The 14,486-nt window shown below is 39.9% G+C and carries 16 protein-coding genes and 1 other annotated feature; of the genes, 2 read left to right on the forward strand and 14 right to left on the reverse strand.

Annotation, left to right across the window (positions count from 1 at the left end):
* Window positions 1-84: 84 nt before the first annotated feature.
* The 6 genes from NSU02_RS14235 to nadB form a co-directional block, all read right to left on the reverse strand.
* Complete coding sequence (locus NSU02_RS14235) at window positions 85-753, reverse strand: YhcN/YlaJ family sporulation lipoprotein (protein ID WP_066249549.1); 669 nt, start codon at window positions 751-753, stop codon at window positions 85-87.
* Between the two features lie 95 nt (window positions 754-848).
* Window positions 849-1,589 carry an NAD(+) synthase gene (gene nadE, locus NSU02_RS14240; protein ID WP_339193167.1) on the reverse strand — a complete coding sequence of 247 codons (741 nt, stop codon included), beginning with the start codon at window positions 1,587-1,589 and terminating at the stop codon, window positions 849-851.
* A 133-nt stretch (window positions 1,590-1,722) separates the two neighbouring features.
* Window positions 1,723-2,895, reverse strand: coding sequence for a SafA/ExsA family spore coat assembly protein (safA, locus tag NSU02_RS14245; protein ID WP_339193169.1), 1,173 nt, complete (start codon window positions 2,893-2,895; stop codon window positions 1,723-1,725).
* A gap of 298 nt (window positions 2,896-3,193) precedes the next feature.
* Window positions 3,194-4,306, reverse strand: coding sequence for a quinolinate synthase NadA (gene nadA, locus NSU02_RS14250; protein WP_327847806.1), 1,113 nt, complete (start codon window positions 4,304-4,306; stop codon window positions 3,194-3,196).
* On the reverse strand, window positions 4,303-5,148 hold the full coding sequence (gene nadC / locus NSU02_RS14255) for a carboxylating nicotinate-nucleotide diphosphorylase (protein WP_117016761.1): 846 nt from the start codon (window positions 5,146-5,148) through the stop codon (window positions 4,303-4,305). The genes nadA and nadC overlap by 4 nt, the downstream gene beginning before the upstream one ends.
* Window positions 5,145-6,686 (reverse strand): L-aspartate oxidase, encoded by a 1,542-nt coding sequence (gene nadB / locus NSU02_RS14260; RefSeq protein ID WP_339193170.1) that lies wholly within the window; start codon window positions 6,684-6,686, stop codon window positions 5,145-5,147. Before nadB ends, nadC begins: the two co-directional genes overlap by 4 nt.
* A gap of 153 nt (window positions 6,687-6,839) precedes the next feature.
* Between nadB and NSU02_RS14265 the strand changes: the two genes are divergently transcribed.
* A complete protein-coding gene (locus tag NSU02_RS14265; protein WP_063388165.1) occupies window positions 6,840-7,928 on the forward strand; it encodes an IscS subfamily cysteine desulfurase in 1,089 nt (362 codons plus the stop codon).
* A gap of 22 nt (window positions 7,929-7,950) precedes the next feature.
* Entirely contained in the window at window positions 7,951-8,490 is a 540-nt protein-coding gene (locus tag NSU02_RS14270; protein WP_063387960.1) for a transcription repressor NadR, read from the forward strand.
* A 41-nt stretch (window positions 8,491-8,531) separates the two neighbouring features.
* Here NSU02_RS14270 and pheA read toward each other — a convergent pair whose 3' ends face one another.
* The 8 genes from pheA to NSU02_RS14310 all read right to left on the reverse strand — a co-directional run bounded on the left by pheA (window position 8,532) and on the right by NSU02_RS14310 (window position 14,485).
* Window positions 8,532-9,386: a prephenate dehydratase gene (pheA, locus tag NSU02_RS14275; protein WP_063387959.1), complete on the reverse strand. Its 855-nt coding sequence runs from the start codon at window positions 9,384-9,386 to the stop codon at window positions 8,532-8,534.
* Between the two features lie 22 nt (window positions 9,387-9,408).
* The gene (locus NSU02_RS14280; RefSeq protein ID WP_063387958.1) at window positions 9,409-9,852 is read right to left on the reverse strand and encodes an ACT domain-containing protein; all 444 of its coding nucleotides are present in this window, start codon (window positions 9,850-9,852) and stop codon (window positions 9,409-9,411) included.
* A 67-nt stretch (window positions 9,853-9,919) separates the two neighbouring features.
* Window positions 9,920-11,215, reverse strand: a complete 1,296-nt coding sequence (gene obgE / locus NSU02_RS14285; protein ID WP_063387957.1) for a GTPase ObgE — start codon at window positions 11,213-11,215, stop codon at window positions 9,920-9,922.
* Window positions 11,216-11,243: 28 nt separating this feature from the next.
* Window positions 11,244-11,792: a Spo0B C-terminal domain-containing protein gene (locus NSU02_RS14290; protein ID WP_063387956.1), complete on the reverse strand. Its 549-nt coding sequence runs from the start codon at window positions 11,790-11,792 to the stop codon at window positions 11,244-11,246.
* A gap of 120 nt (window positions 11,793-11,912) precedes the next feature.
* Window positions 11,913-12,203 carry a 50S ribosomal protein L27 gene (gene rpmA, locus NSU02_RS14295; RefSeq protein WP_063387955.1) on the reverse strand — a complete coding sequence of 97 codons (291 nt, stop codon included), beginning with the start codon at window positions 12,201-12,203 and terminating at the stop codon, window positions 11,913-11,915.
* A gap of 12 nt (window positions 12,204-12,215) precedes the next feature.
* The gene (locus NSU02_RS14300; RefSeq protein ID WP_063387954.1) at window positions 12,216-12,554 is read right to left on the reverse strand and encodes a ribosomal-processing cysteine protease Prp; all 339 of its coding nucleotides are present in this window, start codon (window positions 12,552-12,554) and stop codon (window positions 12,216-12,218) included.
* Window positions 12,555-12,569: 15 nt separating this feature from the next.
* Entirely contained in the window at window positions 12,570-12,878 is a 309-nt protein-coding gene (rplU, locus tag NSU02_RS14305) for a 50S ribosomal protein L21 (protein ID WP_063387953.1), read from the reverse strand.
* Between the two features lie 13 nt (window positions 12,879-12,891).
* Window positions 12,892-12,967 (reverse strand) — a sequence feature (ribosomal protein L21 leader region).
* A 51-nt stretch (window positions 12,968-13,018) separates the two neighbouring features.
* Window positions 13,019-14,485 carry an Rne/Rng family ribonuclease gene (locus tag NSU02_RS14310; RefSeq protein ID WP_130156087.1) on the reverse strand — a complete coding sequence of 489 codons (1,467 nt, stop codon included), beginning with the start codon at window positions 14,483-14,485 and terminating at the stop codon, window positions 13,019-13,021.
* Window position 14,486 lies beyond the last annotated feature (1 nt).

The following is a 14,486-nucleotide window of genomic DNA, read 5'->3' on the forward strand; positions in this document are numbered from 1 at the left end:
TCTCGATTTTTAATATAACATATTTTATTTAGCGGGAAAAATTGTTCTTCACAAAAGAAACAGGGAGGAGTTCTCCCTGTCTCGTTAGCGGTTATTTCCGTCAAAAGGCTCTGTTACTGCTTCTCCAATATCATTGAATAGACGTTGGATATCTTCCCCTACATCCGTACCGTTATTCAAGTTATTATTAATGTTTCGCACGCGAGTAAAAGTTTCCTCGTCTGTTACAATATGGATGCTTTTATTTCCAGCCAGTCTTGATACAACTCGTTTGGCTCGATTTTTTACGTTCTGTTCGTTTCGATCAGTTGTATTGATCGCTACTACAACCCTGTCATTTGTTACGAGCGTATCAACATCCTGCACGTTTTTCAGCCGGCTTACCTGATCAGAAATTCGTTCGGCTAATTGAGCATTATTCGAGCCCACATCTCGTAAATGATTATGATAATTGACATCGCTTCTTTGGAAGCCGTTGTTTCTTCTATCGTTGACTGTCAGCGAGCGGTCTCTATTGCGGTCATTTGCATCGCGGAGCATATCATTGTCATCCATTCCGCCGTCAAACATTTCAGTGATCGGTCCATCATTATCAACGTAATCAAAATTGCGATCCCGATCAGCTGAATAGTAGCCAATTGGTGCTGCACCATTTCGATCACGGTCATCCAATGCACCATTATTGTTGTTGCACGCCGCAAGACCAATTGTCATAAAAGAAAGGGCAATAGCTGCGGAAACTGATTTTCTCAATGAAAAAACCCCCTGAAAAACAATTTGAGCATAATAGCTCATCAATAGCTTGTTCTATCAGGGGAGGTTTATTGCTGTTAGTTCCCGGCAATTAATTAAAATTTTGGCGGTGCTGCCGCTAAATTTCGTTTATGCTCAGAACGTCTATTCAGCGCTTCAATGATTTCTTTATCTTTCTCAGGAATTTCCTCTCCCTTTAAAAATCTGTCAATCATATCATATGTTGTTCCCATTTCGTTTTCATCCGTTTGTCCTTCCCACAAACCGGCGCTTGGAGCTTTATTAATAATTTCATCCGGAACTCCTAAAATTTTTGCCATTTCCCTTACTTCGCCTTTTGTAAAATGTACAAGAGGAACAAGGTCTACACCGCCGTCTCCGTATTTCGTAAAATAGCCCGTATACCATTCAGCTGCATTATCTGTGCCAACAACCATGTAACGATAATTGTTTGCCACAGCGTATAATGTTGTCATTCTGAGCCGCGCGCGCGTATTCGCGTCGCCTAATCTTGCTGCTTCTTCATTCCAATCGTTTTTAGCTTGAATATTTTTTTGAATGGCGTGAAAAAGCGTTTCATGAGTTTCGGTCAAGTCGATCACCATATAATCAATGTTGCAGCTTTTTACTACTTTTAAAGCATCTTCTTGATCTTTCGGATTGCTTTTACATGGCATGATTAGGCCAAGCGAATGCTCAGGAAACGCTCGCTTAATGAGATGAGCAACTACGGCGGAATCTATTCCCCCGCTTATTCCGACAATTGCACCGTTTAATCCTGCGTTTTTTACTTGATTTTGAAGCCATTCGATTAATTTTGCAATTTTTTCCTGCATTATGTCATGCACCTTCCTTAGCATCATTTCTTTTTATTATCCATTGTATCATATTGTGTTTTACGAAAAATAAATCATGTCATGAAATTTTCAAAGAAAAAAGAGACGATTTTTATCATCGTCTCCAATAAAATTAATCTTCATCTTCTTCATCTTGCGGTGCAACGAACTGGTTATAATCATAGTAAGGCACAGCATAAGGGTAATGCGGTATTCCATATGGTACAAATGGAGCCGCTCGATATCCATAAGGTACAGGACCTCCGCAGCCGCAGTCATCCTGATGACTCGGAAAAGCTCCAGTATGAGGTATATTCTCTGCAAATTCTTGATTTTCCGCCGCCTCCGGGCTTACCCATTGACCGTGCGGCATTCCATAAGGTGCAGCATAAGGTGTCGGCGCCAATCCTGATCCTGGATATACAGGAGATACCGGATGGCATCCTAAGAATGGAAACGGTGGACAAAGAACAGGATATGGTACATATGGAACTACGGGTTGCGGACTGTATTGTATTGGTGAAACGTTTGGCGGAATGTTAGGTGCAACATTAGGCGGAATATTGGGCGGAATATTAGGTGCAACGTTTTCGTAACCATACGCTTCATCATATTCATCATCATCAAAATCTTCGCCATATTGTTGTGGGCTTACAAATTGATTCGGGGCAGGGTTCGGAATATTTGGCCAGACAGGCGCGTAATAAGGCTGCCATTGGGCTCCATAATATGGATTGACATTCGAAAATTGCGGATTCGTCATATCTTTGTTGTCCTCCTCTTTATTTTCTTCTCCTTTACCCAAAACTTCATGAAACACATTTTCAGGCTTTTTCGGAAGCTGCGGTTTGGAATCTTTTGAAGCATAGGGATGCGTTGGAGCCTTTTCCGCTTCTTCATGGATATTCATCATCGGCATATTGAGCATAAAATAATTGCTTACATCAGTTTTTTTCGGATAGTAAGGCTGATAAACTTTTGGAACGGGAGGCACATATGGCTTAGACGGCTTCTCCTTTGCTTCCGGTTCCTCAGTCTCAATAGGAGCAACAGGTTTTTCCTCTGCAAAAGGATGTTCCTTTGCTTCCTTTTTAAAAGCTACTTTTGGCACTTCTTTCTTTAATTCATGTTTCACTTCCTTTTTAATTGGCACATCACCAGTTGGAATTTTTATTTTCATTCCTGGCATAATAAGATCAGGATTGCTCAATTGGGAATTCAACTTTTTTAACTCCTGGAAATCGACTCCATATTTTTGAGCAATTTTCCATAGTGTATCGCCTTTTTGAACAATGTGGATTTTCACTGTTTCCCCCTCCTGTGAAAACGTACTGCCTATACAACTTTCGAATCAAAACATTCATAAATCTTCTTCATCACAACTTATGCAAATTTTAGTGGGATTATGATTTAAAAATGAAGGCTAAGAAAAACGATCCTCTTTTTTAAAAGCCAATTGATATCGATATCAGTACACAGCTGCTGATTTATGCTGCAAAAATTACAAAAATAAAAAAACCCGGGGAGGGACCCCAGGCATTCAAATTGTTCTTCGTACTTTTGCTATCCCGCATGCATATGGGCGATTTCAATATTTTTCCTTTTTATGAGCTATGATCCAGCATGCGATTTAATGCAAGAACTGCATACTCTTTAATTGCTTCATCCACAATGATTTGATTAATTATTTTTCCTTTATCGATTGATTCCAGCGCCCAAACTAAGTGGGGCAGATCAATTCGATTCATTGTTAAACACGGACACATATATGGATTTAAAGAAACGATCTCTTTGTCGGGATTATTTTGTATTAACCGATTCACTAGATTCATTTCTGTTCCGATTGCCCACTTGCTTCCTTTCGGGGAGTTTTGAATCGTATCAATAATATATTTCGTGGATCCCGAATAATCGGCCATCTGAACAACCTCAAATGTACATTCAGGATGAACGATAATTTTCATATCGGGATATTTGCTGCGAATATGTTCAATATTTTTTACTGTAAATTTCTCATGCACTGAGCAATGGCCTTTCCATAAGATGATGGCGACATCTTCCCTTGTTCCATCATAATGCAGCTTTTGTTCAATCGGATCCCAGACAGCCATCTTATTAAGGGGAATACCCAGTTTAAAGGCAGTATTTCTCCCTAAGTGCTGATCAGGTAAAAACAAAATTCTCTTTTTTTGCTTCAGCGCCCAAGCCAGCATCGTTTCAGCATTTGAGGAGGTTACCGTTGCTCCGCCATTTTTACCGACAAAAGCTTTAATCTCTGCTGATGAATTGACATATGTTAATGGCAAAATCGTGTCGTCAAAAAGCTCTTGCAGCTTGCTCCAAGCGGCTTCTGTTTGTTTGATATTTGCCATATCCGCCATCGAACAGCCAGCTCTCATATCCGGAAGAATCACCTTTTGATAAGGCGATGTCAGCATGTCTGCTGTTTCTGCCATAAAATGAACACCACAAAAGACAATATATTCGGCATCTTTTGTTTCTTGCGCTATTTGTGCCAGCTTTAACGAATCTCCTGTTACATCTGCAAATTGGATCACTTCGTCTTTTTGATAATGATGACCTGGGATCATCAGTCTTGTTCCGAATTTCTTTTTAATTTCTATCACACGGTTTTCCAATTCTTCCACAGATCGATGTTTATAATCTTCAGGCATCATTTCTGTTTTTGAAGCATCCAACAATTCAAAAAGATTCATAGCTCATTCCTCCCCGAAAAAGATAAACTAATGTCTATTGAAGGTGCTGAATGGGTAATAAACCCAAGCGATATGAAATCAACATTTGTATCTTTGTAATCCGCTAAATTTTTTAACGTAATTCCGCCTGAAGCTTCTGTAATAATGTCAGGCGGAGTCATATCAACAAATTTTTTCACTTGTTCAGGCGGGCAATTGTCAAACATGATAATATCGGGATGTACTGAAATTGCTTCTTTCAATTGCTCTTCCGTTTCAACCTCCACCTCAATTTTTACCATGTGGCCGACTCGATTTCTTACCCTTTCAACTGCTTTTGTAATCGAACCGCAAAAGGCAATATGGTTGTCTTTAATCATCACCCCGTCATATAAACCAAATCTGTGATTATATCCTCCCCCTATGCGGACAGCATACTTTTCAAACATTCTAAGCCCAGGTGTTGTTTTTCTTGTATCACAAATTTTTGTATGCGTTGAATTTAACGTCAGCACCGCTTGTTTTGTCAAAGTTGCGATCCCGCTCATTCGCTGCAGCAAATTTAACACTACGCGCTCTCCTTGTAAGATGGAACGAATAGAACCTTTTATGACAGCAATCTCTTCCCCCGCTGTCAGCTCATGTCCATCTTTTACAAACATGTGAACTTCAAGGTTGGGGTTTAACATCGAAAAAGCGGTTTTCACCACGTTTTCTCCACAAAAAACTCCGCTTTGTTTTGCTTTTATGACGCCCGATCCTCGGTCGTTTTCTGAGAAAATCGCATCGCTGGACAAATCATTGTCTCCTATGTCTTCCATAAAAAATTGCTTCAATGCCTGCTCGAGTTTTATTTGATTCATGTTTCAACCGCCCCTATCCTTTGCTCGTTTGTTTGTACAATTCGTTTTTCCAGCCATTCAGGTTTTTCCCCTGGATAATCGATCCTGAAATGGCCGCCGCGGCTTTCCTTTCGTAAAAGAGCTCCTTTAGCTATTAAATATCCGGCTGTGATCATGTTAATCCGTTCGATTTCTTCAATTGAATAACTTATAGCATTTAATGGAAAATATTTGACATATCGCTTCAGCCATGAAACAGCCCATGCCAGTTCTCCATGCGTCCGTTCGATTCCAACCCATTTTGTCAATATTTTGCGTATTTCTCCTTTTTCTGGAACCTCTGTTTTTTCATGTTCGTTCCAATGGAAATCCCCAAAACTCTCCTGTGAAGACAGCCGCTGATCCAGTATAAATTTTGCAATCCTTTTTCCGAATACAAGACCTTCTAAAAGAGAATTTGATGCTAGACGATTTGCCCCGTGGACACCGGTACACGCCAATTCGCCTACAGCATAAAGCCGATCGATATTCGTTCTGCCGACTAAATCGGTTTCAATTCCGCCCATTAAAAAATGCATGCCAGGCACTACAGGAATTTTCTTCTCGCTCAAATTTACCCGATTTTGCCGACACATCTCAGCAATCGTCGGAAAACGTTCGGAAAAAAATTGAATTTCTGAAATATCCAAATACACTTGATGTCCATCCCGATATTTACGATAAATTGCGCGGGCAACAACATCTCGAGGAGCCAAATCACCTAATGGGTGAATTTCGCTCATAAATCTTTGCCCCGTTTCATCGATCAATACAGCGCCTTCACCCCTGACCGCTTCAGAAATCAATCCTCTGCATGTCCCGTTTATATAAAGCATTGTTGGATGAAACTGTGTAAACTCCATATCGATCAGCCTGCATCCAGCCCGAAAAGCAATGGCAAGTCCGTCTCCCGTTGCGTTCGGATGATTGGATGTCCATTCATAAGCTTGACCGCAGCCGCCGGTTGCCAAAATAATATGGGGGGCTGTATAGACATGTATATTTTCATCTGCTGTTTTGGTAATAATGCCAACTGCCCTTCCGTCCTTTACAACGACATCACAAACAAACTGATATTCATTGATTGTTATCCGGTTTGTTATTTTTTTCAAAAAATGCTCTACCATTTTCCTTCCCGTCGCATCTCCTCCTGCATGGAGAATGCGGCGAAAGGAGTGCGCCCCTTCATTTCCTAAATCCACATTTCCTTGCTCGTCCTTGTCAAATGGAAAGCCCTCATCCATAAGGGATGAAATAATTTCCTTTCCTTCTTGTACGAGCAGCTCAACTGCTTCCTTTTTATTGTGGTAGCGCCCAGCATATAATGTATCTTCATAATGAAGGCAGCTATGATCATTTTCATGTATGGCACATGCAATTCCACCTTGAGCTAAATGAGAATTAGAACTAGTTTTCATCGTTTTTGTAATCATTAATATGTTCATTTTTTCACATAATTCGCTTGCAACCGTTAATGCGGCAATACCGCTTCCGACGATGATGACATCATAATGGGTCATCAACAACCCCCTTGTAAATTTACACATGTCTTGACACATATATTTACACAAAAATACAATATTGACAAGAGGAATTTTTCACAAAATTTTTAAGGCTTGAATAGAGAGGGGCGAAAACAATTGATATACTTTGATTTTGCAGCAACGACCCCCATGAGTGAAAAAGCGATTGCTTCATACACCGAAGCGGCAAAATTTGCTTACGGAAACTCAAGCAGTCTGCATGATATCGGCGGCAAAGCGTATGAACTATTGACAGCGTCAAGGAAAGCATTTGCAGCGTTATTAGGAGGAGATCCAAACGGTGTTTATTTTACTAGCGGCGGTTCTGAAGGCAACATACTGGCCATCCAATCATTATTAAATAGCACGCCAAACAAAAAGCATATTATTGCTTCTTCACTTGAACATGCATCCATTGACCATTATTTGTCTTTATTGCGTGCGAAAGGATATGACATTACATTTTTAAAGCATGATCAAAATGGAAATATTTTAATGGAGCATCTTGAAGAAGAAATCCGTGAAGATACGGCCCTTGTCACCATCCAGCACGGCAATTCCGAAATCGGAACAATTCAAAATATAAAGGAAATTGGCTTGTTTTTAAAAAAGAGGAAAATATACTTTCATACCGATTGTGTGCAAACGTTTGGAAAACTGTTGATTCCCGTCGATGAGATGAATGCTGATGCCTATACATTTTCTTCACATAAAATTTACGGTCCAAAGGGCGTAGGAGCAGTGTATATTCATCCAGCAGCAAGCTGGTCGCCAGTGATTCCCGGAACAACACATGAGGACGGATTTCGTCCAGGCACTGTCAACGTTCCAGGCATTTTTTCCTTTGTCACTGCCGCAAATGAGTTTTATAATCAAAGAGAGAAGCATTTTAACCATTTCATCAAGCTCAAGCAGCATTTGATCAGCCAATTAAAGACACAGCTGCCCACGATAACGATTGTCAATGAAACGAAAAAAGAGGTTCTCCCAAATATTGTTGGTGTTGTCACAAACAGTTTAGAAGGTCAATTTGTAATGCTCGAATTGAACCGAAAAGGATTTGCGGTCTCAACTGGAAGCGCCTGTCAAGCTGGAAATAGTCATCCTTCTAAAACCCTTCTTTCAATCGGCTTTGACAAAGATTCCGCTCATCAATTTATTCGTATTTCCTTTGGAATTACAAATACAATCTCGGAAGTCGATGAGCTTATCAATGCGATTCTATCCATCGTTCGATAAGAGTTTTGAAAGGTTGGTGTTTATGGAAAAAATATTAGGGGACAAGCGGAGGGAAGTGATTCTCGAATGGTTAAAAAATGAAAATCGGCCGATCACGGGAGGGGAATTGGCCTCACGGACGAATGTCAGCCGTCAAGTCATCGTTCAAGATATTTCTCTTTTAAAAGCACTCGGAGAACCGATTTTAGCCACAAGTCAGGGATATATGTATTTAAAAGAAAGAACGAATGAGGCAAAAAAAGCGAAACGTCTTATTGCCTGCAAGCACGCTCCGGAAAAAACAAAGGAGGAATTGAACATTATTGTTGATTACGGAGCGACCGTAAAAGATGTAATCGTTGAACATCCAGTGTACGGGGACTTGACCGCATCGATTATGGTAAGCAATCGAAAAGAAGTAGATGAGTTCATAAAAAAAATCGAAACAACAAACGCCTCTTATTTGTCGGAATTAACGAACGGCATTCATTTGCACACCATTCTTGCCGACAATGAAAAAACTTTAAATGAAGTTTGTGCAGCTCTTGATCAAGCAGGATTTTTAATTCGTGACGATCATTGATTAATCAAGCCAGGCATCCTGCAATGGATGCTCGGCTTTTTTTATAGTTTATAAGCCGGAAAGCTTCCGAGAATCTTGACGCCGCAGCCTAAAGCCTCCAGTTCTTGGATTGCCCCGGGTATTAAAACATCATCCATTTTTGATTCTATATCTATAATAAACAAGTAATCTCCTAATCCCGTTTTCATTGGACGAGATTCAATTTTTGATAAATTCAGTTTTCTCCATGCAAATGCAGACAATACTTGATGCAGGGCGCCTACATGGTCTGTCGGCAACGTTACAACTAATGTCGTCTTTTCACCGACTTTATTATGGTGGTTATTTTCTATTTGAAAATCTTGATCCGGATGTAAAATAACAAATCGTGTATGGTTGTAATCATAATCGTGAATATTATATTTCACAATAGCTAAATCATACTCTTTTGCCGCCAACTCATTGGCAATGACAGCCATATTTTCTTCCGGATGTTGATGGATATATTCTGCAGCGGCTCCTGTCGATGTGGCATATTCGATCGAAACATCCGGCATATGCTCATGTAAAAATTTATGGCATTGTGCAATAGCATGTGAATGAGAAAATACTTTTTCGATTTTTTTCCAATCATCCTTCCTGCAAGGATGAACCATTAAATGCTGCTTGATTGGAACAACAATTTCACCGACAATATGCAGTGTATTTTCATGAATTAAATAATCAATTGTAAGATTGACCGACCCCTCAAGCGCGTTTTCAAGCGGAACAACGGCAATGTTTGTTTCTTGCTTGACGACTGCATCCATGACATGTGGAATCGTTCGGTAAGGGACTAGTTTTACATCGTTTTCAAAAAATTTTGAGACGGCCAAATGAGTAAATGTTGCTTTCGGTCCCAAATAGCTGATTTTCATCTGTATATCTTCCTTCCTAATTCTATGCACCTGAACTTAATAGTTCGACCTTTTCTACAAATTCTAGCTTCCGCAATTTTAATAATAAAACGTTCATATCTTCTTTCATTCCGTTCGTGTTTAATGATAAAGTCACATTGGCTCTTCCTTGAATTGGAATGGTTTGGTGAATTGTCAGCACATTGCAGCCTGCTTCAGCCACAACTTTAAGCAAATGCGACAGCGTTCCGGAACGATCTTCTAAATGGAAAAACAACGTAATGATTTTTTCTTTGACAACAGTATGAAAAGGAAAAACCGCGTCTCTGTATTTATAAAACGCACTTCGGCTCAAGTCAACGAGCTGCACTGCTTCTTGAACGGACGAGACTTTGCCTCGTTCAAGAAGCTTTTTCACTTCGAGCGTTTTTTTCATTGCTTCCGGCAGCACATCTTCCCTTACCAAATAAAAAATTTCGTCTTTCATCTACCGTCTCCTTTCCCACCCATATGCGATGAAGCATGAAGGACACAGATTTTATGTGCAAAATGTTTTATTCAATGAATTCAAATTCAAATTCCAGCAGCCTTACTGTATCCCCATCTTTTGCACCGCGCTCTCTTAATGCGTCGTCTACCCCCATTTTGCGAAGCTGTCTTGCAAAACGGCGAACGGATTCGTCTCTTGAAAAATCGGTCATTTTAAACAGCTTTTCAACCTTTTCACCTGATAAAATAAACGCTCCATCGCTGTCACGGCTGATGGTAAAGCTCGGCTTTTCATCCTTTAATGTATACACGACACGATTCGGAGCAGATGTTTCCGTTTCGTCAAAGTAAAGAGGGAATTCCGGCGTTTTTTCCAATAAATCGGCAATAGCAAATAACAGCTCGCGAATTCCTTGGCGTGTAACGGCTGATATTGGAAAAATGCTGACATTTTTGTCTTGCAGCTTTCTTTTAAATTGTGAAAGATTTTCAGCAGCATTTGGCATATCCATTTTGTTGGCGACAACAATTTGCGGCCGCTCCGTCAGCCTTAAATTATATTGTTTTAATTCTTCATTGATCGTCAGGTAATCCTCATACGGATCACGGCCTTCCATTGCGGACATATCAATGACATGAACGATGACTCTTGTTCTTTCAATATGACGCAAAAATTGATGTCCAAGACCTACTCCTTGATGAGCGCCTTCAATAAGACCCGGTAAATCTGCCATCACAAAACTGCGTCCGTCTTCGGTCTCAACAACACCTAAATTCGGCACTATCGTTGTAAAATGGTAGGCAGCGATTTTTGGTTTAGCACTTGATACAACTGATAAAAGAGTGGACTTTCCAACGCTCGGAAATCCGACAAGCCCGACATCAGCCAAAAGCTTTAATTCCAATGTTACATATCGTTCTTCGCCCGGCTCTCCTTTTTCGCATATTTCGGGCGCCGGATTCGTTGGCGAGGCAAATCGGGTGTTTCCTCTGCCGCCCCGTCCTCCTTTGGCAATCACGCTTCTTTGCCCGTGCTCGGTTAAATCTGCGATCACTTCTTTTGTATCATCATCTATTACAACAGTACCGGGAGGAACTTTCACAACAAGGGGTTCGGCATTTTTCCCGTGCTGATTTTTAGACATCCCGTTTTCGCCTTTTGGAGCTTTAAAATGTTTTTTATAGCGAAAATCCATTAACGTCCGAAGACCTTCATCCACTTCAAAAATCACATCTCCGCCCTTTCCGCCGTCTCCCCCTGCAGGGCCTCCTTTCGGAACATATTTTTCACGGCGGAAAGCAACCATGCCGTTCCCGCCATCTCCGCCCTTCACATATACCTTCACTTGATCGACAAACATTGAGCTTCAGCCTCCTTTCATTGTTTCATCACGACTTACTGACCATCAATGTAAATTCATATGTATCAAAATGTATTTGTTGAATGGTGATTGCATCTGATTGGTACTGCTCTAAAAATGTTAAAAGAGTCTTATCATCCGTTAGTATACCATTAAAATCATAAAAGAACCGGACATTGTTTTCTGTTTTAAAGAGTTCTAATGTTACGGTTATATGATTTTCTTGTTTTTTATCAATATTTTGATTAAGGATTTGAAAAAGATCTGTTGTAAAATGGAACATTTCCTCATCTAGACTAGAACAATCCATCGCTTCCCCTAGCACTTCATAATCCAAAATGAGAAGGTGTCCTTTCCAGTTATATGTTAAAAGCAGCTCTGCAAAACTGGGCATGTTTAAATTGCAAAGTTTTGATTCTTGCTTTGCTTCCACGACAATTTCATCAATAATTTCCTTCACCCGATCGTATTTTTTTAATGATAAATGGCCTTTAATTAATTGCAATTTATTCATCCAATCATGTCTGGAGTGGCTTAATGCGTCAACAATACTCCATCTCTCTCTTTGATCAGCCATGGTTCCACTCCCATCAAGCTATCTTTTTAAACATGTACAAAAATTATATCAACTTTCCATTAAAAAAACACCGAAAAAGAAAACTCTAACCAAAAAGGCTAGAGTTTTTCAAGTGTTTGCTTATGCTTCTTTTGCTATCGGATACACGCTGACTTTTTTCTTGTCGCGTCCATATCGTTCAAAACGGACGATGCCGTCTACTTTCGCATAAAGCGTATCATCCCCGCCGCGGCCAACATTCAAACCAGGATAAACTTTTGTACCTCTTTGACGATAAAGAATGGAGCCGCCTGTAACAAATTGGCCGTCCGCACGTTTTGCACCTAATCGTTTTGCGATGGAATCACGTCCGTTTTTCGTGGACCCAACTCCTTTTTTCGATGCGAAAAATTGAAGATCCAATTTTAGCATGAGTGCCACCTCCTAATCTTTTTTTGTAACGATTCGAATAAACTTTCCATACCCTCGCTCGATCGTTTGTAATGAAACAAGCATTCCTTCAAGCAATAATTGGATTTTTTCAAATGAATCCGTGTCAACTTGATCAGGAACCTGTACGTGCAAAAATCCGCCTTCTTCCGATTGTTCAACATTCATATCGACATTGGCTAAAGCTTTGATCGCATTTACTGCTCCAAAAGAAACAGCTGAAGCGCCTGCACATACGATGTCCTTCCCGTGCTCTGCGAAGTCCGCATGCCCTTTCATTGTAAACGACCGGATGAATCCTTCTTTCGAACGATGGATGGTCACATGTATCATATGAAACAGCCTTTATTATGCATTAATTTTTTCAATGACAACTTTTGTGTACGGTTGGCGATGACCTTGTTTTCTACGGTAATTTTTTTTCGGTTTATATTTAAAAACGATAATTTTCTTACCTCGGCCATGCTTTTCAACTTTTGCCGTAACCGTAGCTCCTTCTACCAGCGGGTTACCTACCTTTACGTTGTCTCCTCCAACGAAAAGCACCTTGTCAAAAGTAACTGTTTCACCTTCTTGAGCGTCTAATTTTTCCACATAAATGGCTTGACCCTCTTCCACTTTCACTTGTTTCCCGCCAGTTTCAATGATTGCGTACATATTCTGCACCTCCTATTTAACTAAGACTCGCCAGATTAGGGTGTCGGATAACCGAGCTTCTAACCCAAACTGAGCGGTTGTAGCACGGGTGCTACAAAAAACAATAACAAATTGATCTTAACAAAATATGAATGTATATGTCAATACATTTTGGAGATCCGTAAAGCCACTTCCTCTTTTGTTCCCCATTGGCGAATTTCGAATCCTTTTACATGATCGGAAGGACTGAAGAAAATCTTCATGCCTATTAGTTCTTCAAGCTTTTTTAAATGTTTCTCATATTCACATGTAAAAAAATCGCAAACTTCTGGGGCCGCTTCTACAAGGACGGCTTCGTCATCTGATCCAGCATGTTCAAGAAGGGTTCTTTCAAGTTCAAAAGCAATGCTTTCAACCGTCCTTTTTCTTCCTGTTCCGCCGCATGCTGGACATGGTTCGAGCAAAAGCTCGGAAAGAGATTTTCGAGTTTTTTTCCTTGTTAATTGCAATATATTTAATTCGGTAAAACCGATGACTTTTGTGAAAATGCGGTCCTTTTCCAATTCTTTTTGAAACAATCTCAAAATCCGGCTTCGATCTTCCTTCTCCATATCAATAAAATCGATCAAAATGATTCCGCTCAAATTTCTTAATCTTAACTGCCGGGCAATTTCTTTTGCCGCTTCCTCATTGGTTTTTAAAACCGTATCTCGGTACGTATTTTTCCCCGAAAATTTCCCTGTATTAACATCAATGACAATCATTGCTTCCGTTTCTTCAATTACGATAAACGCGCCGTTTTTTAGCCAAACAATTTTTTTCAGCGCCTTTTCGATTTCATGTTCGATTGCATAATAAGAAAAAATATTTTCGTTTTCGGAATAAAAATCAATGGAAAATGGGAACAAATCTCCGTAATTTTTTTTCAATTCTTTTACAGTGCTTATGTCATCAATGACAATTTCATCCAATACATGCGGTGAAATTTCAGCGATAATTTGCTCTACAAAACTTTCTGAACCGAATAATAAGCTTGGCACTTTTTTGCTTTTCAGCTGTTGTTCAAAACTGCTCAGCATGTCATCGAACCATTTTTTTATTGTTTGGTCATCCGCTCTTTCAGCAGCAGTTCGGAAAACGATGCCCCCTTTGTTTGAGCATAACGTTTCCCCGAGAAGCTGCAATCTTTTTCTTTCTTCCTGGGAAATAATTTTTTTGGAAATTGCTACCGAGCGGCCAAAGGGCTGATATACAAAAAAAGGGGATCGCAATTCAATATTCATTGTGACTTTAGGGCCTTTAAATTCTCCTGATTCTTTTACAACTTGAACGATTACCTCTTCACCTTGAGAAATAAAATGTCGGACATTTTTATTTTTTAATGCCTCATTCGTTCGGGACGTCTCAAAATATGACATAATGTCATTCCGGTGAAGATAGCCGTTTCTTCCCTGACCTAAATCAACAAAAACAGCCTCCATACCAGGAAGGACTTTTGTTACTTTTCCTTTATAAATGTTGCCGACAATCGTGTTTTTTTCTTTTATCCATACTTCCGCCAGTCGTCCGTTTTCCAACAATGCAATGCGTTCATCATCCGTTTTTTTATTTATAATTAATTGCCGCAAC

Source organism: Aeribacillus sp. FSL W8-0870 (assembly GCF_037963755.1).
GTDB classification, from domain to species: domain Bacteria; phylum Bacillota; class Bacilli; order Bacillales; family Aeribacillaceae; genus Aeribacillus; species Aeribacillus composti.

What these genes read in the sequence shown, in the direction of transcription:
- rpmA (WP_063387955.1), bottom strand. Translation starts at nt 12,203, where the DNA reads ATGCTAAAATTGGATCTTCAATTTTTCGCATCGAAAAAAGGAGTTGGG.
- pheA (WP_063387959.1), bottom strand. Translation starts at nt 9,386, where the DNA reads ATGAAAATCAGCTATTTGGGACCGAAAGCAACATTTACTCATTTGGCC.
- nadE (WP_339193167.1), bottom strand. Translation starts at nt 1,589, where the DNA reads ATGCAGGAAAAAATTGCAAAATTAATCGAATGGCTTCAAAATCAAGTA.
- rplU (WP_063387953.1), bottom strand. Translation starts at nt 12,878, where the DNA reads ATGTACGCAATCATTGAAACTGGCGGGAAACAAGTGAAAGTGGAAGAG.
- nadC (WP_117016761.1), bottom strand. Translation starts at nt 5,148, where the DNA reads ATGAATCAAATAAAACTCGAGCAGGCATTGAAGCAATTTTTTATGGAA.
- NSU02_RS14270 (WP_063387960.1), top strand. Translation starts at nt 7,951, where the DNA reads ATGGAAAAAATATTAGGGGACAAGCGGAGGGAAGTGATTCTCGAATGG.
- nadA (WP_327847806.1), bottom strand. Translation starts at nt 4,306, where the DNA reads ATGAATCTTTTTGAATTGTTGGATGCTTCAAAAACAGAAATGATGCCT.
- obgE (WP_063387957.1), bottom strand. Translation starts at nt 11,215, where the DNA reads ATGTTTGTCGATCAAGTGAAGGTATATGTGAAGGGCGGAGATGGCGGG.
- NSU02_RS14290 (WP_063387956.1), bottom strand. Translation starts at nt 11,792, where the DNA reads ATGGCTGATCAAAGAGAGAGATGGAGTATTGTTGACGCATTAAGCCAC.
- NSU02_RS14300 (WP_063387954.1), bottom strand. Translation starts at nt 12,554, where the DNA reads ATGATACATGTGACCATCCATCGTTCGAAAGAAGGATTCATCCGGTCG.
- nadB (WP_339193170.1), bottom strand. Translation starts at nt 6,686, where the DNA reads ATGACCCATTATGATGTCATCATCGTCGGAAGCGGTATTGCCGCATTA.
- NSU02_RS14280 (WP_063387958.1), bottom strand. Translation starts at nt 9,852, where the DNA reads ATGAAAGACGAAATTTTTTATTTGGTAAGGGAAGATGTGCTGCCGGAA.
- NSU02_RS14265 (WP_063388165.1), top strand. Translation starts at nt 6,840, where the DNA reads ATGAGTGAAAAAGCGATTGCTTCATACACCGAAGCGGCAAAATTTGCT.